Source organism: Enterobacter sp. MGH 4 (genome assembly GCF_000534735.1).
Taxonomy (GTDB): domain Bacteria; phylum Pseudomonadota; class Gammaproteobacteria; order Enterobacterales; family Enterobacteriaceae; genus Enterobacter; species Enterobacter intestinihominis.
Map to the genome: position 1 here is coordinate 190142 of NZ_KI973293.1, position 23427 is coordinate 213568.

The window sequence follows — 23427 nt, forward strand, 5'->3', positions numbered from 1 at the left end:
AGAATGGCCGTACCTGTACATCTCTTTTTAACCAATGACGGCGGCACAATGATTTGTGGTTCTTGTGACGTTGCACAAAGGGAGGGAAGTATTGAGCTAAGAGGATTACAACATAACCTCAGCCTGCCAACCGACTCGGCAACGGGAAAGGTCACTGGCACTCGCCAACATTCGCCGTTTCAGTTTGCCAAGGAATTGGATAGCTCTTCGCCCTATCTGTTCAAAGCGGCAGCAACGGGTCAGACCCTTAAAACGGCTGAATTCAGGTTTTACCATATTAACTATTCCGGGCAGGAGGAGGAGTATTACCGAATCACGCTCGAGAACGTTAAGGTCATTTCTGTGAGTCCAGTAATGTACGACACCCGAGGCTGTCCGGGGACGGGGCATATGGAGGAAGTGGCGTTTAATTATGAGAAGATTACCCATTTGTACAAGGACGGTAACTTGTTAGCGCACGACGCGTGGAACGAACGTCCAACATCGGGTTCCGCTGCTTGATTCTATGTTGAACTTGCCCGCCAGCGTTTCGTTTGTGCGGGCAGGGAATATCATTCTTTATTCCTTTTCGTAAATGATGGCCGAAACATCATAAAAATAACCCACGCGAACATTCCAATAATCTTCATAGGCCTGGGTTCAAACACATCCAGACACACAATTGCGCCAATAACTAATAGCGGACCTTCTATCAGTTCAGCTATCCCTCCTAAAATATGTAACTTATGAGGCAGTGCCCGATTAAGTAATGTCGCAATAAGTTGTGCACTTCCTAATATGATTGTTATTGCGATTGTACGGTCCTCCCAGTTATCAAAACCAACCAAAGAAATGAGGCATGTAACCAGTACATAACCACAGAATAATATATTCAGCATGTAAATAATAAACTTGCCCATAGCATTTACCGAGACGGTTAAAAAAATAAAGAGTCTATGAATATATCGCTCTTAACAGAATGACAAACGAAAATGGCTAATAATGCATTTAAGAATTTTTTGCGCCTCGCTTATTTACGCAATAATCAAGTTAGCGGCTTCATGCCAATCCCCCGCACTTCACCGCTAAACCTACTTTAACTAAACACCGGCACCCCCAGCCCAACCTTCACCTCCCTCAACGTCTCCTGCGTCACCCCCTGCGCCCGTTCCGTGCCGCGCTTCAGCATCGCCATCAGCTCCCCCTTGTCCTGCATATACATCGCCCTCCGCTCCCGCATCGGCGCAATCAGCTCCTGCAAACACGCCTCCAGCTCGTTCTTGCAAACCCGGTCGCCCAGCCCGCCCGCCTGATAATGCGCCTTCATCGCCGCCACTTTCTCCTTGTCCGGGTGAAACGCGTCGAGATACGTAAACACCACGTTCCCCTCAATCTGCCCCGGGTCGCTCACCTTCAGGTGGTTCGGGTCGGTGTACATGGCGCTTACCGCACGGTGAATGGTTTCTTCGCTGGCCGACAGGTGCAGCGTGTTGCCCAGCGATTTCGACATCTTGGCGCTGCCGTCGATGCCGGGCAGGCGGCTGGTGTCGCTCAGCATCGCCTTGCAGTGGCGCAGCACCGGGGTGGGCAGCAGGCTGTTCATCTTGTGCACAATCTCGTTGGTCTGCTCAATCATCGGCAACTGGTCGTCGCCGACGGGCACGCACTCGGCCTTAAACGCGGTGATGTCCGCTGCCTGGCTGATGGGGTAGGCCATAAACCCGACCGGCAGCGAGCGGGCGAAGCCCTTCTGCGCAATCTCGTTTTTCACCGTCGGGTTACGCTCCACGCGGGCGACGGTGACGATGTTCATATACAGCATCGTCAGCTCGGCGAGGGCGGGCAGGGCGGATTGTAGGCAGATCGTGGTCAGGTTCGGGTCGATACCGGCGGCGAGGTAGTCGGCCAGCACTTCGGGGATGTTGTCGCGGATCTTCTGCGGGTTGCTGCCGTTGTCGGTCAGCCCCTGAAGGTCAGCAATCAGCACAAACTGGTTGTGCGTCTGCTGAAGCGCCACGCGCTGGCGCAGCGATCCGACGAAGTGGCCGAGGTGCAGTGGGCCGGTTGGGCGGTCGCCGGTGAGGATGGTTGGTGCGTTCATAAAGACTCCTTAACGTTGTCATGCCGAAAGGGGTCTTAGAAATGTGAAAGCCGCCTTTCGGCGGCTATCTGAAAATGGGGAAAACTACTCCGTGCCGCCTTAAGAAGGCAGCCACCAGCGGTTTACGGTGAGCACGGCGTGGTTTATGTTCATCTCATTACCGTATCACGTCCGGCGCGAAAAACAAAAGGGCACGTCATGCTGCAATCACTCAACCATCTGACCCTCGCGGTCAGCGACCTGCAAAAAAGCGTCACCTTCTGGCACGAGCTGCTGGGGCTTGCGCTGCACGCCCGCTGGAATACCGGGGCCTATCTCACCTGCGGCGATCTATGGGTCTGCCTGTCCTACGACGAGGCGCGCCAGTACGTGCCACCGCAGGAGAGCGACTACACCCACTACGCGTTTACCGTGGCGGAAGCGGATTTTGAACCGCTCTCGCAAAGGCTTGAGCAGGCGGGCGTCACCGTCTGGAAGCAGAACAAAAGCGAGGGGGCGTCGTTCTATTTTCTCGACCCGGACGGGCACAAGCTGGAGCTGCACGTGGGCAGCCTCGCCGCGCGGCTGGCGGCGTGTCGCGAGAAGCCCTATGCGGGCATGGTATTTACTTCAGACGGGGCTTGAGGCGCGCACCTTCAGCCTGCCCGCCAGCGTCACGTGTGTGGCGGCATCTTCCTGATTGCACAGGTACTCCACCGCCAGCCGTCCCAGCTCGCTGTAGGGCAGCTGGATACTGGTCAGCGGTGGGGTGAGCTGTTCGGAAATCTTCTGGTCGTCGTAGCCCGCCAGCAGCATGTCCTGCGGGATACGCACGCCATTCACCGCCAGCGCCTGGTAGCAGCCAATCGCCAGCCAGTCGCTGGCACAGAAGATGGCGTCCGGACGCTCGGTCAGTTCCAGCAGGGCCGTGGTGGCGGTAAAGGACTCGCTGAACTGCCAGTTGGTCTGGCGCACCAGGCCGTCGTCGCACGCGAGTCCGGCCTGATGTAGCGCCGCCCGGTAGCCCGCCAGACGCTGGCGGGAGGCCTCCATCCAGCTCTCGCCGGTGATGTGGGCGATGCGCGTGGCCCCGCAGGCGATGAGGTGTTTAGTGACCTGGAAGGCGTTGGCGTAGTCGTCCGGGATAAACGACGGCAGCAGCGGCGAGCCGGGGTCTCGCTGGTTGAGCAGCACCAGCGGGATGCGGGTACAGTCGTGAAACGCCGTCATGTCCACCAGCGTGGTGACCGGAGAGGCGAGAATAATCCCGATGCAGTTGCGCTTCTCAAGCTGGCGGATAATGTTCAGCGCCAGCTCCACGTCGTCGCCGTAGTCGTAGACGGTGAGCAGGGTCTCGTTGCGCCACGCCGCTTCCCGCGCCTGGCTGATGGCGTCGATAAACGGGTCAAAGCTCTGCAGCGAGCTGACCAGCAGGGCGATCTCTTCCTGGTTGCGCGGGGCGTGAACGGTGGGGAGGCGGTCGTAGCCGAGCTCGGTGGCGACGCTAATCACCCGCTGGCGGGTGTCGTCGCTGAGCTTGATGTTGCGGGACTGGTTAAGCACCAGCGATACCGTCGCCTGCGACACCCCTGCCGCCCGCGCAATATCGTTCATCGTCACTTTTGTTTTTCGCTTCATCCGTCCTCTCCCTTTCGCGACTTCGCATCATACCCTAACCGCACGCTTTAGCGCCGTCGATCACGTTTCTCATTCATCGAAGCGTGAACTTTGTGAGGGGCATCGCTTTTCTAAACGCCGTAATTTGCGCATTTATCCCGCAGCTAATATTTATTAGCTAAACATTATCAGTAAGAGGATGCGTAATGAAAGAGCAGTGGAGCAGGGAGCAGGCACAGGCGTGGTATCAGCAGAAGGGCTGGCTGTGCGGGTTTAACTATTTGCCGTCGACGGCGGTGAACTGGACCGATATCTGGCAGGCAGAGACCTTCGATGCCGCAACCATTGACCGCGAGCTGGGCTGGGCGGCTGAGGCGGGCTATAACACCCTGCGCATCAACCTGCCGTTTATCGTCTGGGAGCATGACCGCGACGGGCTGATGGCGCGCATCGACCGCTTTTTGACGATTGCCGACGGTCACGGGTTCAGCACCATGCTGACCCTGATGGACGACTGCGGCTTCTCCGGTGACGAGCCGTACCTCGGCCCGCAAAAGCCGCCGGTGCCGGGCAAGCACAACAGCCAGGCGGCGGCGAGCCCCGGTCGCGATAAGGTGTGCGATCCGGACTGCTGGGCAGACATTGAACGCTATATCCGCGACGTTGTCCGCCAGTTCCGCGACGACAGGCGCGTGCTGCTGTGGGATCTGTATAACGAGCCGGGCAACCGCGGCATTTTCGCGACGGGCACGCAGGAGGTGCAGTACGACGCGAAGCTGGAGACCTGCGCCCACGCGCTGATGAAGCTGGCGTTCCAGTGGGTGCGTGAAGAAGACCCGACCCAGCCGCTCACCGTCTGCGCGTGGCGCGTCCCGCCGGAAGAGGAGGGCGAGACGTTCTTCCAGCACCCGCTGGACCAGACCGCGCTGGCGCTCTCGGACGTGGTGAGCTTCCACGCCTACACCCACACGGGGCGCATGACGGCGATGATTCAGCAGCTGCAAGCGCTCGGTCGCCCGCTGTTCTGCACCGAATGGCTGGCGCGCCACGTGGGCAGCACGATTGAAGAGCAGCTTCCGCTGATGTACATGGCGAAGGTTGCGCCGTATCAGTGGGGGCTGGTGCGCGGCAAAACCCAGACGTGGCTGCCGTGGCCGGTGGTGATGAAGGAGTCCACGGACTACTGTCGCCTCTGGTTCCACGACGTGTTTGAGGAGAACGGCATTCCGTTCTCACGCGCTGAAATTGCGCTGATGCAGAAGCTGCGCAAAATCGCCCCGAATCCGCAGGGCTAATAATAACGACCCGGCGCGCTGTCGCCGGGCAACCAGGTACGCACTATGGCAACGACAATGAAAATACCGTCTCGCGAGTTGTGGTCTTATTTTGGCTATGGTTTAGGTCAGTGTTTTAGTTTTGGTTTAGTGGGTTCGTTTATTAACTATTTTTACACCGACGTGTTGGGGATCTCGGCGCTGGCGGCGAGCACCATCTTCCTGATTGCCCGCGCGTGGGACGCGGTTCACGATCCGCTGTTTGCCAGCATAATGGACACGATTAACAGCCGGTTCGGCAAGTTTCGCCACTTTTTGCTGATCGCGCCTTTGCTGATCACCGGCGTCACGCTGCTGTCGTTCTATAAAATCGAAGCGGACATGACCACCAAAATCCTCTACGCCGGGGTGACGTATATCCTGTGGGGGACGCTGTACGCCATCTCCGATATCCCGTTCTGGTCGATGTCGTCGGTGATGACCAACGACTCCGCCCAGCGCACCCGCGCGGTGACGGCGGCGATGCTCGGGGTGAACGCCGGGATTGCCTGCGCCAATATCTTCTTCCCGAAGCTGGCGGCGTTCTTCGCCCAGTACAGCAACGATAAAGGCTACTTTATGGCGGCGCTGGTGATGATGCTGGTGGGCCTGCCGCTGATGCTCAACGGCTTTATGCAGATCAAAGAGCGCGTCCCGCCCAGCCCGGAAAAGGTGACGATGCGCGACACCTTCCACAACCTGCGCCAGAACAAGCCGCTGTTTATCGTCCTGCTGTCGTTCTTTTTTTGCGTGTTCCACAACGTTGCGGGCGGGCTGTATATCTACTTCTTTATCAACAACCTGGGCGACGGCAGCCTGCAGATGGCGATTGGCGTGATGGGCATTGTGGCGGCGGTGCTGTGCCTGGTCGCCCCGATGCTGACGCGCCGGATGCAGAAGCGGAAGCTGTTTATGATCCTCTGCGGGCTGGACGTGGCGGTGCGCGTGGTGATGTGGTTTGTCGGGTATCAACAGGTGACGATGCTGTTTATTCTCCTCGGCCTGAGCACGCTGTTCGTGATGATGACCAACATCCTCACCTCGTCGATGATTGCCGACACCATCGAGTACGCGGAGTACCACACTAACAAGCGCTGCGCGGCGATCACCTTCTCCGGGCAGACCTTTACCGGCAAGATGTCGGTGGCGGTGGGTGGCGGGTTAATCGGCGTGTTTCTGACGATGATCGGCTACGTGCCGCAGGCGCAAATCCAGAGCGAAGGCGTGCTGTCGGGGCTGTTCTTCGGGATTTGCCTGCTGCCGGCGATTGGGTCGCTGATCCGCATGGGCTTTATGTCGCGCTTTACCTTTACCGAGGAGAAGCATGCGGAGGTTTGTCGGTTGCTGGCGGAGCGTCGGCATCATGTAGAAAATAGCCGTGCGGAGAATGAGCGGCTGGAGCGTCCGGCCCCGGCGAACTAAGAGAAATGGGCGCCTGTCATGCAGGCGTCCACTTCAGAACTTAATTCACGTCAGTTATCCCACAGCAATCACGCGCTAATTTCAATAATTGCTGAGTCATTGTGGCGGCATCTGCTGCTAAATCTAAGGTGGCAAAGTGGATTTTATGCCCCTGTACCTCAACGAATTCGTAGAGCATTACATCGACGGCTGGATGAAGTAATAATCCAGCTGAACAGAGAGATAATGGGTCTGTTCGGTTCTCCTGCGTTCGCAGATAGGTATAAATCTGGTAGATATAACCGCTGCGTAAGCTCTTATCGCGATACCAGCCTTTAGTCAGAATGTTATTGAATTTGGTGTCGATGATGACGCGCTGTGGAGGTTGCTTGTGCTCAAGAATAATGTCCGAGTTCATGGTTGGGAAAATACTTTCGCTCCCTGCACTTTGAGACGTTAATCCCCATTTCAACTCTTTTCCGGCAGCGACTGTCCAGTCTTTTTTGGGAAGATGGAAGTGATAGAAACCCGCCATACTTTTCTCGAAGAGCTTGCGCATCCAATAAGGGTCATCAGAAGGCGTTGGCAACAGTTTTTGCCCCGCAGTTTGGGTTGGTAGCCATAATTCAAATGCCAGCTTCGCGGCATCGACCATGGCTTTATCCGCCGCATCATGGCGGCCAAAACGTGTGATTGACGGCAGTTCACCTTTGCCGGGCATACCCCCCTCAATACCACGACGACGCAAATTGATTGCCATTGTGCGACATTGTGCAGCCAGCGTGCCGTTGCTGAGCAGCGGAACAAGGTGCTCTAACGCAGAGCGAACATAGCGATTTCGTGGTGTGTCCAGCGTCATTTCCTGAAACTGGCAGGTTACCTGTGCCCGCTCAAGCAATTGTCGACTAGTTGTGCGCAGAACATCAATGCGTCCCCTTACCCTGTTAAGCGTGGCGCGGCGAGTTTGGTATCCCATACTTAAATGCCTTAACAGCCGCTGCTCCACTTCGTGAAGCAGGATCCTGGCCACCAGCGCCGGGATCTCCTCCGGGTTGTTTTCAGCGGCAACCATGCTGCGCCCGTGGTGGCGAAACAGACTGGAGGCGTACAGCATCAATAGCCAGATATTCCGCAAAGGAATACGCGATACAGCTGCCCGAGCCTGCGTATCGTCACGTTCAGCAAGATCGGTCATACGCTGAGAAGCTCCTTTCTGGAATCCTGGACTTTCTCCGGCGTATCAAACCAGTATTCGGCAAGTAAAGGGCAGATTTCGGTTTCGACAATCTGCTCGTACCAGGTCATCCCGTCGTCAATTTTCAACCCCGCAGGTGGGGTTACATAGCTATGCCCGATACAAAATTGAGGTCCCAGGGCCGCATCCCTGGACAATTTTTCATTTAAAGCGGTTAATTTGGATTCGATAAGGGCTAATGTGTCCAGGCTCACATTAAACCGTTGGTTAACCCATTTTTTCCACGCGTCGTTAAACTCGGGCTTTAGATCAATAAACGCAAAGCGGCGCCGTAATGCCAGGTCTAGCAGGGCAAGCGAGCGGTCAGCGATATTCATCGTCCCGATGATATACAGGTTTTCAGGAATGTAGGTTTTTTCATCCATATCAGATCGATATGAGAGCTCAAGCGCCTCATTCGGCGTACGTTTATCCGCCTCCATCAGCGTCAGCGTTTCGCCAAAAATTTGCGCAGGATTGCCCCGGTTAATCTCCTCAATAATGACCACGTACTTAGTTGTCGGATCGTTTACTGCTTTGTCGATTGCATGGAGAAAAGGCCCGTCTACCAGTGCTAAACGTCCTTCATTGTTAGGACGCCAGCCGCGAATAAAGTCTTCGTAGGAGAGGGTAGGGTGGAACTGCACCGCGCTGATGCGCTTAGAGGTTTCCTCGCCCATCAGACAATACGCCAGACGGCGCGCAAGCCAGGTTTTACCGGTTCCCGGCGGGCCCTGAAGGATCAGGTTTTTTTTGGCCTGTAACCGCTGAAGGATGAATTGGATTTTTTCCTCTTCTAAAAAGCAGCCCTCATCGATCAAATTGCTTATCGCGTAAGGCTTGTGGGGGATTTCTGCGGGCACGTTCTCTTCAACCGTTTCCTCGGTGATGCTCTGCAATTCACCTTTATCGAAGTTGAGGTATTCATAATTGCCGGGGGTCTGAAACTCCAGTTCATCATCATCACGTAGTTTTTGCAGATAATATGAAATGGATGATTCAATAGTATTGTTATTGGGATAATCCGCCTTAATCTCATCCAGATAGGCCTCTTTTAACTCCCTCAAAGAGAAAAATGGGCTGTCTTTTCGTAGGCACAGCACCTTGATCTTATTGAGCAAATACGCTTTCCATGTCATCCGCTCGACTTCATCATTTGACTGTTGCAAATCGATATTCCATGCCGCCAGAGAGAGTTCAGGGAAGGAGTGAACCGGATAGTTTGGCTGGGTAAAAGCCTTTTTGAGCGCCAGGGCTACGGTCTGATAGTTGTGTCCGCTACAGCGCCCTTTGGCACCTTTTTTAATGATTTTAATGTTCAGGACTTTCTGGATGTAGTACTGAGACTGGCTATCCAGCGTAGGGTAGAACCAGGGGCGTAGCCAGTACAATCCCATTGTCAGGTTCCAGCCCACATTGCGCACGTTAGATGCGGCGTCATAAGAAAAGAGGAAGTCAGCGGGATCGGCGTTTGGGGTGTCGGCGAAGGAGATTGCCTGAGAAAACATTTCCCACAGCGTATCGATGTCTTCAGGCTTACGTGATTTCTCATAGCCAAAGAACCATGATTTCTGATTGTTAAGTAGCGGAATACCGTCGAACGATTCAGGAACCTTTTCGCGTACGCCTATCAGTTTTGCCAGGCTGGCTGCGATATTTCTTCGGTTGGTAACGGTAAGCGAGCGATTAAACAAGCCCATAGTGGTGAAAGGACAAATGTCTTTCAAAGGATGGGGGACGCCATTAGCGGGCTTGTCCTGTAGGTGTGACATACTACCAATCTCAGCAGCAATGCGGTGAATACCCGCCACCAACTCCTCTCTTCGATTTCGCCAGGTCAGTAGCTGAGAGGCAAAAGCCTGATAAAAGTCTGCCCATTCGAATCTGACGTCTTGCTCAACTGCGTCCATATGCTCTCCAGTAAAATTACAGGCTTCGGTAACCTGGCGAATGAATTTTACGGGATTGCAAGCCTGAGTGAATAACTACCTAAAACAGTGATCTATAAGGGCATGCCGGATCAACATGCCCCTGGACGACGTTACAGCGACTTCACAAACGCCAGCAGATCTTCGTTGAGCTGATCCTGGTGGGTCAGCGCGAAGCCGTGCGGGGCGTTGTCGTACACCTTCAGCGTGGCGTTTTTGATCATCTCCGCCGCAAGCTTGCCGGTGCTTTCAAACGGCACGATCTGGTCGTTGCTGCCGTGGATCACCAGCGTCGGCACGTCGATTTTCGCCATATCCGGGCGGAAGTCGGTTTCGCCGAAGGCGGTCACGCAGTCGATGGTGCCCTTCAGGGATGCCAGCAGGGCGATGTTCAGCGTCTGGGTCAGCGCGCCTGCGGACACGGTCTGCCCGGCGTTGGTGCCGTAGAACGGGGTGGCGAAGTCGCTGATGAACTGGGCGCGATCTTTACGCAGTCCGTCACGGATGCCGTCGAACACGCTCTGATCCACACCCTGCGGGAAGGTATCCGATTTACCGAAGATTGGAGTGACCGCGCCCAGCAGCGCCAGACCAGCCACGCGTTCGCTGCCGTAGTTGTTGATGTAGCGGGTCACGTCGCCGCCGCCCATGGAGAAGCCCACCAGCGTTACGTCGCGCAGATCCAGGGTAGTAATCAGGTCGTTAATGTCGGACGCAAAGGTGTTGTAGTCATAGCCGTTCCACGGCTGATCCGAACGCCCAAAGCCGCGACGGTCAAAGGCGATGGCGCGGAAGCCGCGCTCGGCCAGGTAGTTCAGCTGGCTGTCCCACATGTCGCCGTCCAACGGCCAGCCGTGGCTGAAGAGGATCGGTTTGCCCGCGCCGCAGTCTTTGTAGTAAATCTGCGTGCCGTCTTTTGCCTTAAACAGTGCCATAGTGTGTTCCTGTGCAGGTGATTGTTATGGTTATACCGGCGCGACCAGATAGCGAATTGCCGGTGATGTTGTGCCCTGATGAAAAGCCAGAACGCGGCTCTGCAACAGGAGGTCATTCATGGTGTGGCGTTCCTGCTGGCGCAAATGCTCAATCCAGGAACCCATCAGGAAGGTCTCGATAAACAGCCCTGGACGTTCGATATCCTCGTACACCGCCCAGCTCATCGCTCCGGCGCGGCGGCGCACCCGGCGTAGCTCGTGCACGGCCTGCAAAAACGCTTTCGCGTTCTGTGGGTCGATGATGTACTCGTGCGACACCAGCACCGGGCCGCGCTCGTTCGGGAGTTCAATCTCCACGCCGTCCAGCGGCTGCCCGCTCAGGTCGAGATTTAAATTCGGATCTTTCTCCAGCTTCCAGCGGAACGCCGTCGCGCTTGCCAGCACCATCCCCAGCGTGGCAACCACCAGCGAGGTCGGGGTGCCGAACTGCGAGGCGATTTGCCCCCAGACGGCGCTGCCTGCGGTCATCGAGCCGAAGAACACCGTCAGATACACAGCCAGCGCCCGGGCTTTTACCCAGCGGGCGGCGCTGCGCTGTGCGCCAAGGTTGAGGGTGGAGAGCACCGCAATCCACGCGAAGCCGGTAAAGAACTCAAACAGGTTCAGCAGCCAGAAGTGGCGCACGAACGCCAGCGCCAGCATGGTGATTGCAAACGTCAGGCTGGCGGCCACCATCAGGCGGTCGGCATTCAGCCGCTGACGCAGGCGCGGCAGCAGGATCGCCCCGGCAATCGCCCCCAGGCCAATGCACGCCAGCATCACGCCGTAGCCCGCCGGGCCTAAGCCCAGCTCGCGGCGCGCCACCAGCGGCAGTAACGCCCAGCCCGCGCTGCCGAAAACGAAGAACGCCACGGTACGCACCAGCACGTTGCGCAGCACCGGGGCGGCGTGCACGTAGCGAATGCCGGAGCGCACCGCGGAGAAGAAGTGCTCCGGCGGCAGCCGCTGCACGGAAGGCGCCGGACGCCAGCGCCACAGCACCCACGCCACGCCGACCACGGATAGCGCGTTAAGCGCAAACACCATCCACGGCCCAGCCAGCGACAGCAGGAAACCGCCCAGCGCCGGGCCAATCGCCCGGCTGATGTTGACCCCGAGCGAGTTAAGCGCCACGGCGGAACCCAGCTCGGGCTTGCTCACCAGGTCAGGCACAATCGCCTGAAACGGCGGCGAACTCATGGCCGCGCCCACGCTCAGCAGAAACGTTGCCGCCAGCAGAACGGTGGGGGTGACGTATCCGGTAAAAGAGAGCAGCGTCAGCCCGGCAGCGGCGATGAATACCCATAGCTGGGAGAAGAGCAGGTATTTTCGTCGGTCAACGATGTCCGCCATCACCCCGGACGGCAGGGCGAAGAGGAACATCGGCAGGCTACTGGCCGCCTGCACCAGCGCGATATCCAGCGGATCGGCGCTGAGCGTCAGCATGCTCCAGTTGATGCCGACGTCGCTCATCCATGAGCCGACGTTAGAGACCACCGTGGCGATCCACAGCATGCGGAACACCGGCTGGCTCAGCGGCTGCCAGGGCGAAGCCGCCGATGCGGGCGTCGTCTCGACGTGTGCGTCGCGAACGTCGTTAACCTGGGTCATGCGAACCTCTCCGTCGTCTTACGCTGCAGCCGCCACTGGCCCGGTCCGGTGAGGGCGAGGGTGGTGAAGATAATCAGCAGCAGCCAGCCAAACTGCCCTTCGGCAATCGACCAGTCCGGGTGCACCGCCAGCATCGCCACCAGCAGTACGGCGATAATCGGCAGGCACGCCAGGCGGGTGTAAACCCCTGCAATGATAAACAGCGGGCAGATGACCTCGGCGACGATCGCCGGGATCAGGCTCGCGTAAGGTCCGAAACCAAACGGATCTTCGATGCGCGTCAGCTCTTCGCTGAAGTGGAGCACCTTAGGCAGGCCATGCACGTAAAGCAGCAGCAGGCTGCCGGTCAGGCGCAGGAAGAACAGTCCCGGATCGATCCGGGGCGAAGCGTCATTATGTTTCATCAGAATGCAAAGCAGCTGCAGCCCAGCGCCCCCCAGAAAGCGTTATCGTCGGACACCGGCATCTCTGACGTGCGGGCGAAATCATGCTGGTGGCTATGAACCCCGCACGGGCCGCTGCAGTGGTGGACGGCGCTCATGCCGACGCGTGCGGCCTGCGGCGGCGCGCTGCGGTAGTGGCCCGGCACCTTCACCACCGGGGACCACTCGGGCAGGACCGGAATGGCGGGCGGCGCGAGCGGGCCAAAGCTGCCAGCGGCGTAGACGATATCGCCGTTGACCACGGTGAGGACGGACTCGATGCCCTTGATCTCCTCTTCCGGCACACGGAAGTAATCTTTGCTGAGCACCGCCAGATCCGCGAGCTGGCCCGTTTTGATCTGCCCCTTCTGGTTCTGCTCGCTGGAGAACCACGCGCTGCCCTGGGTCCAGAGCATCAGGGCGGTATCGCGATCCAGACGGGCGCTGTGATCGTACATCTGCATCCCGCCAACGGTGCGGCCGGAGACCAGCCAGTAGAGCGCGGTCCACGGGTTATAGCTCGCCACGCGGGTGGCGTCGGTGCCTAAGCCCACCGGCACGCCGGTCTCCAGCATTTTCGCCACCGGCGGCGTGTGGCGGGTGGCTTCGATGCCGTAACGCTCGGCGAAGTATTCCCCCTGGAAGGCCATGCGGTGCTGCACGGCAATGCCGCCGCCCAGTTCTTTGATGCGGTCGATGTTGGCCTGTGACACGGTTTCGGCGTGGTCGAAGAACCAGTGTAGCCCGTTGAACGGAATGTCGCGGTTCACCTTCTCGAACACGTCCAGCATGCGGCTGATGGATTCGTTATAGGTGGCGTGCAGGCGGAACGGCCAGCGGTGTTCGACCAGATGGCGCACCACGCGCTCCAGCTCGTCCTCCATGCCCGGCGCGAGATCCGGGCGCGGCTCGAGGAAGTCTTCAAAATCGGCGGCGGAGAAGACCAGCATCTCGCCCGCGCCGTTGTGGCGGAAGAAGTCGCTGCCCTGGCCCGGCGTGAGCATGTCGGTCCATTTTTCAAAGTCTTCCAGCTCGTGGCCCGGACGCTGGGTAAACAGGTTGTAGGCGATGCGGATGGTCATCTGCTTTTTCTCGTGCAGCTCGGCAATTACCTCGTAATCTTCCGGGTAGTTCTGGAAGCCGCCGCCCGCGTCGATGGCACTGGTCAGCCCCAGGCGGTTCAGCTCGCGCATGAACTGGCGCGTGGAGTTGACCTGCTGCTCCAGCGGCAGCTTCGGCCCTTTGGCGAGGGTTGAGTACAGGATCATGGCGTTCGGGCGGGCGATCAGCATCCCGGTCGGGTTGCCGTTGGCGTCGCGCTGGATCTCCCCGCCCGGCGGATTCGGCGTGTCCCTGGTGTAGCCGACCACCTTCAGCGCGGCGCGGTTGAGCAGGGCGCGGTCGTACAGGTGCAGGATGAAAACCGGCGTATCCGGCGCGGCGTCGTTGATCTCGTCTAAAGTTGGCATACGGCGCTCGGCAAACTGGAACTCGCTCCAGCCGCCCACCACGCGCACCCACTGGGGCGACGGCGTGCGCAGGGCCTGCTCTTTCAGCATGCGCAGGGCATCTGCCAGGGACGGTACGCCTTCCCAGCGCAGCTCGAGATTGTAGTTCAGCCCGCCGCGGATCAGGTGCAGGTGCGAGTCGTTCAGGCCGGGGATGGCGGTGTGGCCTTTTAAGTCGACCATCTTAGTGCCGTCGCAGTGGTGTTGCATCACCTCGGCGACGGTGCCCACTTCCAGGAATTTCCCGTCGCGCACGGCAACGGCTTCCGCGAGAGGGTTCTCGCGATCGACGGTGTGAAACTGGCCGTTAACCAGAATGAGATCGGCTTTACCGAGGGTAACCATAACTGCTCCAGACTGAGAGGGGAATGGTCAGGATTATGGGAACCGGTTTCGGGAAAGATCCAGTTATACAATAGGATAGGTATACCAAAGTATAACTATACCTTAGGTTAACTATACGAAGAGATAATTACGCGCCAGCGGCGTGGGTCATAGGATGAATGCGATTTTATCGGCGTGCTGTTCGCGGCGATTTTAACCTTTAACCTCACTGGATAATCTTATGACCACTACAAAGCTCGAAGTCTTAACCCCAGCCAACTGTCAGATCATTTTCATCGACCACCAGCCGCAGATGGCGTTTGGCGTGCAGTCTATTGACCGCCAGGTGCTGAAAAACAACACCGTGGCGCTGGCGAAAGCGGCAAAAGTGTTCAACATCCCGACCATCATCACCACCGTAGAGACCGAAAGCTTCTCCGGTAACACCTATCCGGAGCTGCTGGACGTGTTCCCGGGCCAGGACATTCTGGAGCGTACCTCCATGAACTCCTGGGACGACCAGAAGGTGCGCGACGCGCTGAAGGCTAACGGCAAGAAGAAGGTGGTTGTCGCGGGCCTGTGGACCGAAGTGTGCAACAACAGCTTTGCCCTGTGCGCGATGCTGGAAGGGGACTACGAAATTTATATGGTGGCGGACGCGTCCGGCGGCACCTCCAAAGAAGCCCACGACTTCGCGATGCAGCGCATGATCCAGGCGGGCGTGATCCCGGTGACCTGGCAGCAGGTGATGCTGGAGTGGCAGCGTGACTGGGCGCATAAAGAGACCTACACCGCGGTGATGGATATCGTGCGCGAGCACTCCGGTGCGTACGGCATGGGCGTGGATTATGCCTACACCATGGTGCACAAAGCGCCGTCTCGCCAGAAGAGCGAGCACCGTACCTTAGCGCCGGTTCCGGCACGCTAAATCCCGGCGGCGGGCTGGTCCCTCATCCGGCTCGTCACTGCCTTTTTCTCTGGAGTTCACAATGAGTACAGGGTTGATATCCCTCGCGGCAGGCGTGCTGATTGGCCTGATGTATGCCGTGCTGAAGGTGCGTTCCCCCGCGCCGCCCGCGCTGGCGCTGATTGGCCTGCTGGGTATGCTGGCAGGGGAACAGGCGATGCGTCATCTTTTATCCCGCGATAATCCCGCTGGCGTGCAGGTGACGGTTCCCCACGTTCAGCACCTGACCGGAGCGTCATCATGAAGGCCTGGATTATTTCGCTGGTGTGCGGGGTCGCGGCTGGGGTAATTTACGCCCTGCTCGACGTGCATTCCCCGGCGCCGCCGGTCGTCGCGCTGCTTGGCCTGTTCGGCATGCTGGTGGGTGAACAACTGATCCCCATCGGACGGCGTCTGGTGAGCCGCGAACCGCTGACCCTGGCCTGGTTTCGTCATGAATGCGTACCGAAAATCAGCGGTACCGCGCCCCCAGCGCCCGCGAAGGAAAGCCGCGACGCGTAACGAATTGTTTGAGGAAAGACAGCATGACGCTGCCGTGGCGCATTGCCATCATTGATGACGAACGCTCTGTTCGCAGCGGGCTCAGTAACCTGCTGCAATCGGAAGGGTATGCTACCGATACCTTCGATTCGGCAGAGGTGTTTTTGAGCCACCCTCTCGCCCTGTCCGGCGCGTCGCTGGTGATCACCGACATCAAGCTGCGCGGCATGAACGGGATCGAGCTGTTTGAGAAGCTGCGGTTGCTGGCCACGCCGCCGCCGCCAATACTGTTTATCTCCGGCCATGCGGATGAAAATATGCAGCGGTATGCACTCAGCCTGGGCGCCGCTGCATTTTTGCGTAAGCCGATTAACATCGATATTCTGCTGGATCATATTCAGCGGGAGCTGACCCGCCGACAATAAGGATCGCGGATGAACGAACAAACGTCGCCTGCATTTTGGCCCGCCCGGGGAAGTCTCCATGAAGGGCGGGCTTTTGTTCTGAAAGAGGATGTTATTTTTACCGTGCTGGCGCAGGAGGGCGGCATCTCCTGGATGAACGGGCGGCATCCCCAGTCAGGCGGTTCGTTTATTATTGCCACCGCGGTCAGCGATGAAGAAGAGGAGCGGGCAACGCGGCTGCTTAAAAACGAGTTTGCCCTGCGCGATCGACTTCATGACGGCTGGGCTATCCGGCCCGTCGCTTCAACCCAGTACCGCGGACGTTTTGCGCTGGTCTACGCGCCGTTCTGCTTTGAACTGCTGGCGTGCCGGGCAGGTAAGGCGATTTCCGGGATCGCCCGCTTTATCGAGATGGCGATCCGCATCTGCGGTCCCCTGCGCCAGATGCATCTGCACAACCTGATCCACGGCGATATCAAACCCGGGTCGATCTTCGTTCATCACGACGCCACCAGCCGTCTGTGCAGCTTTGGTCTTTCCTGCGCCACCTCCGACGCATTCTCCCAGTCCCGGCTTGCCGCGTCTGGCGGCACGCCCGCCTACATGTCACCGGAACACACCACGCGTACCCGGCGCGCCGTCGACAGCAGGAGCGATCTCTACAGTCTGGGTATCGTGCTTTATGAACTTCTGACCGGGCGATTGCCGTTTGAACTGAGCGCTGATGACCAGACTAACTGGGCGCATTACCACATTGCCTCTGAGCCGCTTGCGCCGGGCCGGGTGCGTCCGGACGTGCCCGGCATGCTGTCGACCATTATCCTTAAGCTGTTGGAGAAGAATCCGGAGAATCGCTATCAGACCGTCGACGGGCTGATTGCCGACCTCAGGCGCTGCCAGGCGACGCTGACCGCCGAAGGTGAGATCGTCGACTTTATTCCCGGCCAGCAGGATCGCTCTCCGGCGATCCATCTTGCCGATTCGCTTTTCTCTGCGCATCCGCAGGCCAGCGACGTCATCGCCGCGTTTGAGCGGGTCAGCCAGAGCGGTGCGCCGGAACTGGTGACGATTGGCGGTCCGTCGGGGATCGGCAAATCTTCCGTGATCGCCACCACACTGAAATCGCTGCAACAGCGCAAGGTGCTGCTGGCGGTGGGCAAGGTCGATCAATACTCTCCCACGCTGCCCTACGGCGTGCTGAGTTCGGCGTTTCGGACGCTCACGCTGCACCTGCTCGGGCTGCCAGCCGGGGAGGTGGCGACGTGGAAAATCCGCCTGTCGCGTGCGCTGGAAGGCTTCGAGGAGCTGGCTGTCAGCCTGGTGCCGGAGCTGAATTTATTTCTTGAGAATAAACCGCGTTTCTCTGCGGATACATTTTCCATCGACGCGCGGGCGCGCTTCAGCCATATGGTGCTGGCGCTGGTGAAAACCTTCGCCACCCAGGGCGCGCCGCTGGTGCTGCTGCTGGATGATGTGCAGTGGATCGACGCCGCCAGCCTGCAAACGCTCGATCACCTGCTGCGCGCCTGCGGCGCCATCCCGCTGCTGGTGGTGGTGGCGCACCGCGATCTCAGTTCGCTTTCTGATCCCAGCTTGCAGACCGCGCTGGCGAGCCTGCCGGAGGCGGCGCAGCATGCCATGACGATCGTGCCGCAGCCGCTGTCGGTGAAGGCCGTGGCACGCTGGCTCGGGGGGATTTTTCATGCCCGCAGTACCGGCACCTCCGATCTTGCCACGCTGATCCATGAAAAAACCGGCGGCAACCCGCTGTTCGTTCAGGAATTTTTCCGCCGCATCGTCGATGACGGACTGGTGGTGCACAACAAATATCAGGGGAAATGGCATTACGATCTCCAGGCCATCCGCGCCCGGCATTACACCGAGAACGTGGTGACGCTGGTGCTAGAACAGCTCAAAGAGATGCCCGACGAGACGCGCCGCCTGTTGGGCAGCATCGCCTGCCTCGGCTGCACGGGCGAGCTGGAGATGCTGTGCCGCGTGGTGGGGCAGTCGGCGGCGGAAATCCGCTACGCCCTTCATCCGGCGGTTACCGCTCAGCTGATTGTGCTGACGGAGAAAGAGTACGCTTTTACCCACGATCGGGTGCAGGAAGCCGCCTTTGCCCTGCTGGATGAGGGCGAGAAAAGCCATCTGCACCTGACCACCGCCAGCCTGCTGGCGGATGCCGCGCGGCAGACGGCGGGTAACGAACTACTGTTCCGCGCGGTTCACCACGTCAGCGCCGCGCTGGACTGCATCCAGCCTGCGCCGCAGCGCCAGAGATTCCGTGAGCTGAGCCTCCAGGCCGCGCGGCGTGCGAAGCGTACCGGCGATTACCTTTCCGCCTTAAGTTACATCCAGACCGCCAGAGCGCTGGGGAACGCGGGTCCGGTCTCGGACTTTATGCTGGATATCGAAGAGGCGGGCTGTGAGTTCGCGCTCGGGCACCTGGAGCGCACGCGCGCGCTGTGCGATACGATCCTCGGCTCACCGGGCGGGCTGACGGAGAAAGCGCTGGCCGCTAACCTGCTGGCGGAAGTCTATATGCGCCAGTCGGAGATCCGCCTGGCGCTGGAGGCGTCGTTATGCTGGCTGGGCGTGTTCGGGATCCAGATCAGCCGCTACCCGGAAAATGCCGAATGTGACGAGGCCTGGCAGCAGTTCTGTCAACGCACCGCCGACGCGCCGCAGAACCCGTTTACTCAGCTTAAGCTGATGGAGAGCGCGGAGACCGAAGCGGTAATGAACCTGCTTTACAGCGCCAGTATTTTCGCCAGCTTTACCTGCCCGCGCCTGCACTTTTTACTCCTGTGCCGGATGATGCACCTCACGCTCGATCGCGGCATAACCGGCGCATCCACCACGGCGATGGCCTGGTTTGGCGTGCTGATTGGCCACCGCTATGCCGAATACCGTCTCGGGTTTGAGTACGGCACGCTGGCTCGCGAGCTGGTGAACCGCCACGGCTATGATGCCTATGAAGCTAAAACTCTGCTGCCGCTCGACCAGCTCAGCGTCTGGACCCAGCCGCTGTCGTACACTATCGAGTGCGCCAAGGCCTGCTTTACCTCGGCGGTGACCCACGGCGACATGACGATGGCCTGCTTCGCGGCTTGTCATCAGATCATTAACTTCCTCTCCCGGGGCGATCATCTGGACGGCGTGTTGACCAGCATCGATCGCGGTCTGGCTTTTGTGCGTAAAACGGATTATCAGGACATTGAAACCGTTCTGCACATTCAGCGCCGCTACGTGGAGTTTTTACGCACGCCGGTGACGGGCACATGGAACGCCGCCCAGGCGCTGCCTGACGATCTGCTGCCCGCACCGCCGGAGCAGGCGCCCGAGCAGACCTCGACCATGCTGTTCTGGTACTGGCTCTATCGCGGGATGGCGCACTTTACCTGCGGCGAATACGCCGACGCGCAGGCGGATTTAGAGAGGGCGGGCTGGTATGCGTGGTCCGCGCCGGGCCATATCCATCTGCTGGATTACCATTTTTACAGCGCGCTGGCGCTCTCCCGCCAGCTTTCGCCGGAGACCTTCTCGGCGGATTATCGCCGCAGTATTCATCACCATTACGACAAAATTGCCCTCTGGGCGCGGATCAATCCGGGCACGTTTGCCGATAAAGAGGCGCTGATTTATGCCGAAATCGTCCGTCTGGACGGCATGAACAGCATCGCGCTGGAGCAGTATGAAAAGGCGGTGCGGCTCTCGCGGGAGGGCGGGTTTAACCCGATCAATGCCCTGGCCCACGAGCTGGCAGGGCGTTTCTCGCTGGCCTGCGGCTACCCGACCGCCTCCGACGCCCATTTCCGCGGTTCGATTGCCGCCTGGGGCCGCGCCGGGGCGCAGGCCAAGGTGCGTCAGCTGGAGCAGGATTTTCCGCATCTGCTGGCCTCCGGGCAGAGCCGCGCGTACGACACCGTGGCATTTGCCCAGAACGAGGTGATCCGCGATTTACAGAGCGTCATCAAAGCCTCACGCGCCTTGTCCGAAGAAATCAACCTCGAGCGTTTAATTGAAAACCTGATGACGCTGCTGCTTGAACGGGCCGGGGCGCAGCGTGGCCTGCTGCTTCGCGTCAGCGATAATCACATCCCGGAGATCGAAGCCAGCGCCTGGACCAGCACCGACGGGGTGCGGGTTCGCATCCTGAAAGAGACACCGATGGCGACGGACATGCCGCTGTCGGTGCTGGCCGCGGTGATCCGCACCGGGCAGGAGATCCGCACCGGCAAACCGGAGGAATTTCACCCGTTCAGCCAGGATCCTTATCTGGTGACGTCCGGCGCCGCCGTGATGTGTGTCCCGATGTTCAAACAGGCGCGACTGGTGGGGGTGCTGTATCTGGAAAACCGCCTGATGCCGGAAGTGTTTACCGCCGAACATTCGCGCGTGGTCAGCCTGCTGGGCGCGCAGGCGGCCGTTTCGCTGGAGACGGCACGGCTCTACGCCGAGCTGCTGGCGGAAAACATCCACCGCCGACGGGTGGAGAAAGAGCTGCGCGCCAGCCAGACCTCGCTGATGCTGGGTGAGCAGATCAGCCATACCGGCAGCTGGCGCTGGGAGCTGGTGCAGGATCTGATGTTTATGTCCGAAGAGTACGCCCGTATTCTTGGCCTGCCGGAGCAGCAAAAGATGATCTCAATGGCGGAGTTTTTGACCTTCGTGCATGAGGATGATTATGGCCGGATCGGTAACCTCGTTAATCAGAGCGTGCGTGACGGACTGTCGATGCGCGCGGAGTTTCGCATTATCCGCACCGACGGCTCCGTTCGCTACATTCTCGGGATTGGCGATCCGGTGGGCGTGGGCAGCGAAGTGAATGAGTATTACGGCATCATTACCGACATCACCAGCCAGCGGGCGGCGGAGGATGCGATGCGGGTGGCGCAGGCGGATCTGGCGCGAGTCTCACGGGCCACCACCGTCGGGCAACTCACCTCCTCGATCGCGCACGAGATCAACCAGCCGCTGATGTCGATTGTCTCGAACGCCGGCGCGAGCCTGCGCTGGCTCAACCGCGATCCGGCGCGGCTGGACAAAGTGCGAGAGGGGCTGGAGGAGATCGCCGCCGAGGGCGAGCGGGCAGGGGAGATCATCCGCAGCATTCAATCTCTGACGCGCAAACAGGACCCCACGTTTACGCGCATCGATCTGCACTTCCTGATCCACCACATCATTATGCTCTCCCGCAGCGAACTTGAGCTGCGACACATAAGCGTTGATTATCTCCTGAACGCTGACGACAGCTTTATCATCGGCGACAGCGTGCAGATCCAGCAGGTGCTGCTTAACCTGGTGATGAATGCGATGGAAGCGATGGCGGAAGTGACGGATCGCCCGTGCTGCATCACGATCGCCACCGCGAACTGCGCCGAAGGGAAGGTGATCTTTGAGATCGCCGATACCGGCAGCGGCATTGAGCCGGAGCTCACCGAGCGGATCTTTGACTCGTTCTATTCGACCAAAGCGCAGGGAATGGGGATGGGGCTGACCATCAGCGCCAGCATCATTGAACGGCACCGGGGAAAACTGAGCGCGCGCCGCAGAGATCCGTACGGGACGGTGTTTACCTTCGCGTTGCCGCTTGCCGGACAGGAGGCGTAACGGTTATTCCGCTGGCTGATGTTTGGTCAGGCGCTCGACGGCCCTGACCAGCTCGGCCACGGAGCGGACCTGCATTTTCTCCATCACCCGGCGGCGGTGTACTTTCACCGTAATCTCACTGACGCCCAGCTCGGCGGCGATCTGCTTGTTGAGCTTGCCGCTGATGGCAAGCTCAAGCACCTCATGCTCGCGCGGCGTGAGGGACATGTGGCGCTGTTTCAGGGCGTAGTGCTCTTTGACGCGGGCGGCGTTGTGCTGTGCCAGCCTGAGCGCGGATTCGATAGAGCCAATGAGGGCGCTGGATTCAACGGGTTTAGTGAGAAATTCGTAGGCCCCGCCTTTGATCGCCCGGACGGACATAGGGATAGTGCCGTGACCGGTGAGAAAGATGATCGGTATTTCCCGCCCGTTGGCTTTCAGCGCATCTGCGACATCAAACCCGGTGATCGTGGGCATTTGCATATCGAGGATCACGCAGGAGGGCAGATCCTCAAAGGGATGGCTGAGAAAGGCTTCTGCTGAGGAAAAGCCAAGGGCGTGTATATCCGCTGATTCCAGCAGCCCAACCACGGACTGCCTGACTGCGTCATCGTCATCAACCACATAAACAATGTGTTCCATTCACCGCCCCGGTGTGATCAGTAAACCATCGAGAATAAAATGCGCCTTTTTGAACGTAAGCGACTGTTTGCTATCCTCATTCATACTAACACATTAATAATTATTATCATTCGGCAATATGAAGATGATATGAAAGTGTAATAAAAATGTGGCGAATTGGTTAGGATCGGAACGCTGTTTTTAGAGACCTTTCCGGCTGCGAAGCCAGAGCGTGACACAGGCGATATTCATCCTGAGCCACGATGTTTTGTGTGAGGACGCCGACGGGTAAAACAGGCTACACTCTGATTTTGAGCGCGACAAGCTGAGGACATAACGATGCACTACACACTGAAAAGCAGTGACGATAAAGAAAAAGCGGAAGGAACAAGCGGCGCGGGCGCTCTACAGCAAAAACTGCTGGAATCCCGTTCGATTGTCATCTCCGGTGAGATCAACCAGGAACTGGCCCAGAAAGTCATCACTCAGATGATCCTGCTGCAAAGCGTCAGCAACGATCCGATCAAGCTGTACATCAACAGCCAGGGCGGCCACGTGGAAGCGGGCGACACCATCCACGACTTCATTAAGTTTATCCGACCGGAAGTGCACGTCATTGGCACCGGCTGGGTGGCAAGCGCCGGGATCACCATCTTCCTGGCGGCGAAAAAAGAGCACCGCTACTCGCTGCCGAATACCCGCTTTATGATCCACCAGCCGCTGGGCGGCGTGCGCGGTCAGGCAACGGATATCGAAATCGAAGCGCGCGAGATTATCCGCATGCTGGAACGCGTAAACAAACTGATTGCTGACGCCACCGGCCAGCCGCTGGAGAAAGTGAAGAAGGACACCGACCGTAACTTCTGGATGTCACCGGCGGAAGCGCTGGACTACGGCATCGTGGGCAAACTGATCACCCATTATGACGAGCTGAACCTGGATTAAGTTTTAGCCCGCGCGTGCGTCGGG

Annotated in this window: 19 protein-coding genes; 10 read left to right on the plus strand and 9 right to left on the minus strand. The window is 58.7% G+C overall.

The genetic code is table 11. From position 1 onward, the window contains the following. The first annotated feature begins 3 nt into the window (after positions 1 to 3). Positions 4 to 501 carry an Hcp family type VI secretion system effector gene (locus L350_RS09740; RefSeq protein ID WP_032625308.1) on the plus strand — a complete coding sequence of 166 codons (498 nt, stop codon included), beginning with the start codon at positions 4 to 6 and terminating at the stop codon, positions 499 to 501. Positions 502 to 1075: 574 nt separating this feature from the next. On the opposite strand, the gene trpS is transcribed toward L350_RS09740, so the two are convergent. After that, complete coding sequence (trpS, locus tag L350_RS09730) at positions 1076 to 2080, minus strand: tryptophan--tRNA ligase (protein ID WP_032625314.1); 1005 nt, start codon at positions 2078 to 2080, stop codon at positions 1076 to 1078. Between the two features lie 198 nt (positions 2081 to 2278). Here trpS and fosA point away from each other — a divergent pair, with 198 nt between their 5' ends. Further along, complete coding sequence (gene fosA, locus L350_RS09725) at positions 2279 to 2704, plus strand: FosA/FosA2 family fosfomycin resistance glutathione transferase (RefSeq protein ID WP_032625316.1); 426 nt, start codon at positions 2279 to 2281, stop codon at positions 2702 to 2704. On the opposite strand, the gene L350_RS09720 is transcribed toward fosA, so the two are convergent. Continuing rightward, positions 2690 to 3697 carry a LacI family DNA-binding transcriptional regulator gene (locus L350_RS09720; protein ID WP_032625319.1) on the minus strand — a complete coding sequence of 336 codons (1008 nt, stop codon included), beginning with the start codon at positions 3695 to 3697 and terminating at the stop codon, positions 2690 to 2692. The two genes, fosA and L350_RS09720, sit on opposite strands and share 15 nt — an antisense overlap. Before the next feature lie 185 nt (positions 3698 to 3882). Here L350_RS09720 and L350_RS09715 point away from each other — a divergent pair, with 185 nt between their 5' ends. Both L350_RS09715 and L350_RS09710 read left to right on the plus strand, forming a co-directional pair. After that, complete coding sequence (locus L350_RS09715; protein WP_032625321.1) at positions 3883 to 4971, plus strand: cellulase family glycosylhydrolase; 1089 nt, start codon at positions 3883 to 3885, stop codon at positions 4969 to 4971. A 45-nt stretch (positions 4972 to 5016) separates the two neighbouring features. Next, positions 5017 to 6411 carry an MFS transporter gene (locus L350_RS09710; RefSeq protein ID WP_032625323.1) on the plus strand — a complete coding sequence of 465 codons (1395 nt, stop codon included), beginning with the start codon at positions 5017 to 5019 and terminating at the stop codon, positions 6409 to 6411. Between the two features lie 40 nt (positions 6412 to 6451). Here L350_RS09710 and mcrC read toward each other — a convergent pair whose 3' ends face one another. The 6 genes from mcrC to L350_RS09680 form a co-directional block, all read right to left on the minus strand. Next, positions 6452 to 7585: a 5-methylcytosine-specific restriction endonuclease system specificity protein McrC gene (gene mcrC / locus L350_RS09705; RefSeq protein ID WP_032625325.1), complete on the minus strand. Its 1134-nt coding sequence runs from the start codon at positions 7583 to 7585 to the stop codon at positions 6452 to 6454. Then, on the minus strand, positions 7582 to 9534 hold the full coding sequence (locus L350_RS09700; protein WP_032625327.1) for an AAA family ATPase: 1953 nt from the start codon (positions 9532 to 9534) through the stop codon (positions 7582 to 7584). The genes mcrC and L350_RS09700 overlap by 4 nt, the downstream gene beginning before the upstream one ends. A gap of 131 nt (positions 9535 to 9665) precedes the next feature. Continuing rightward, positions 9666 to 10487, minus strand: a complete 822-nt coding sequence (locus L350_RS09695) for an alpha/beta fold hydrolase (protein ID WP_032625329.1) — start codon at positions 10485 to 10487, stop codon at positions 9666 to 9668. 30 nt (positions 10488 to 10517) lie between these two features. Continuing rightward, positions 10518 to 12137: an MFS transporter gene (locus tag L350_RS09690; protein WP_032625331.1), complete on the minus strand. Its 1620-nt coding sequence runs from the start codon at positions 12135 to 12137 to the stop codon at positions 10518 to 10520. Beyond that, a complete protein-coding gene (locus tag L350_RS09685) occupies positions 12134 to 12541 on the minus strand; it encodes a DoxX family protein (RefSeq protein WP_032625334.1) in 408 nt (135 codons plus the stop codon). Before L350_RS09685 ends, L350_RS09690 begins: the two co-directional genes overlap by 4 nt. After that, entirely contained in the window at positions 12541 to 14412 is a 1872-nt protein-coding gene (locus tag L350_RS09680) for an amidohydrolase (protein ID WP_022646921.1), read from the minus strand. Before L350_RS09680 ends, L350_RS09685 begins: the two co-directional genes overlap by 1 nt. A 220-nt stretch (positions 14413 to 14632) precedes the next feature. Between L350_RS09680 and L350_RS09675 the strand changes: the two genes are divergently transcribed. The 5 genes from L350_RS09675 to L350_RS09655 all read left to right on the plus strand — a co-directional run bounded on the left by L350_RS09675 (position 14633) and on the right by L350_RS09655 (position 21858). Continuing rightward, positions 14633 to 15319: a hydrolase gene (locus L350_RS09675; protein ID WP_022646922.1), complete on the plus strand. Its 687-nt coding sequence runs from the start codon at positions 14633 to 14635 to the stop codon at positions 15317 to 15319. A 61-nt stretch (positions 15320 to 15380) separates the two neighbouring features. Further along, a complete protein-coding gene (locus L350_RS09670; protein ID WP_022646923.1) occupies positions 15381 to 15602 on the plus strand; it encodes a DUF1427 family protein in 222 nt (73 codons plus the stop codon). Further along, positions 15599 to 15859 (plus strand): XapX domain-containing protein, encoded by a 261-nt coding sequence (locus tag L350_RS09665; RefSeq protein WP_006810276.1) that lies wholly within the window; start codon positions 15599 to 15601, stop codon positions 15857 to 15859. The genes L350_RS09670 and L350_RS09665 overlap by 4 nt, the downstream gene beginning before the upstream one ends. A 23-nt stretch (positions 15860 to 15882) precedes the next feature. After that, on the plus strand, positions 15883 to 16263 hold the full coding sequence (locus L350_RS09660; protein WP_006810275.1) for a response regulator transcription factor: 381 nt from the start codon (positions 15883 to 15885) through the stop codon (positions 16261 to 16263). A 9-nt stretch (positions 16264 to 16272) separates the two neighbouring features. Next, positions 16273 to 21858: a trifunctional serine/threonine-protein kinase/ATP-binding protein/sensor histidine kinase gene (locus L350_RS09655; RefSeq protein WP_032625336.1), complete on the plus strand. Its 5586-nt coding sequence runs from the start codon at positions 16273 to 16275 to the stop codon at positions 21856 to 21858. A 3-nt stretch (positions 21859 to 21861) separates the two neighbouring features. On the opposite strand, the gene L350_RS09650 is transcribed toward L350_RS09655, so the two are convergent. Continuing rightward, positions 21862 to 22479, minus strand: a complete 618-nt coding sequence (locus L350_RS09650) for a response regulator transcription factor (RefSeq protein WP_022646926.1) — start codon at positions 22477 to 22479, stop codon at positions 21862 to 21864. Between the two features lie 318 nt (positions 22480 to 22797). On the opposite strand from L350_RS09650, the gene L350_RS09645 reads away from it, so the two are divergent. Further along, the gene (locus L350_RS09645) at positions 22798 to 23403 is read left to right on the plus strand and encodes an ATP-dependent Clp protease proteolytic subunit (RefSeq protein WP_022646928.1); all 606 of its coding nucleotides are present in this window, start codon (positions 22798 to 22800) and stop codon (positions 23401 to 23403) included. Positions 23404 to 23427: the final 24 nt, after the last annotated feature.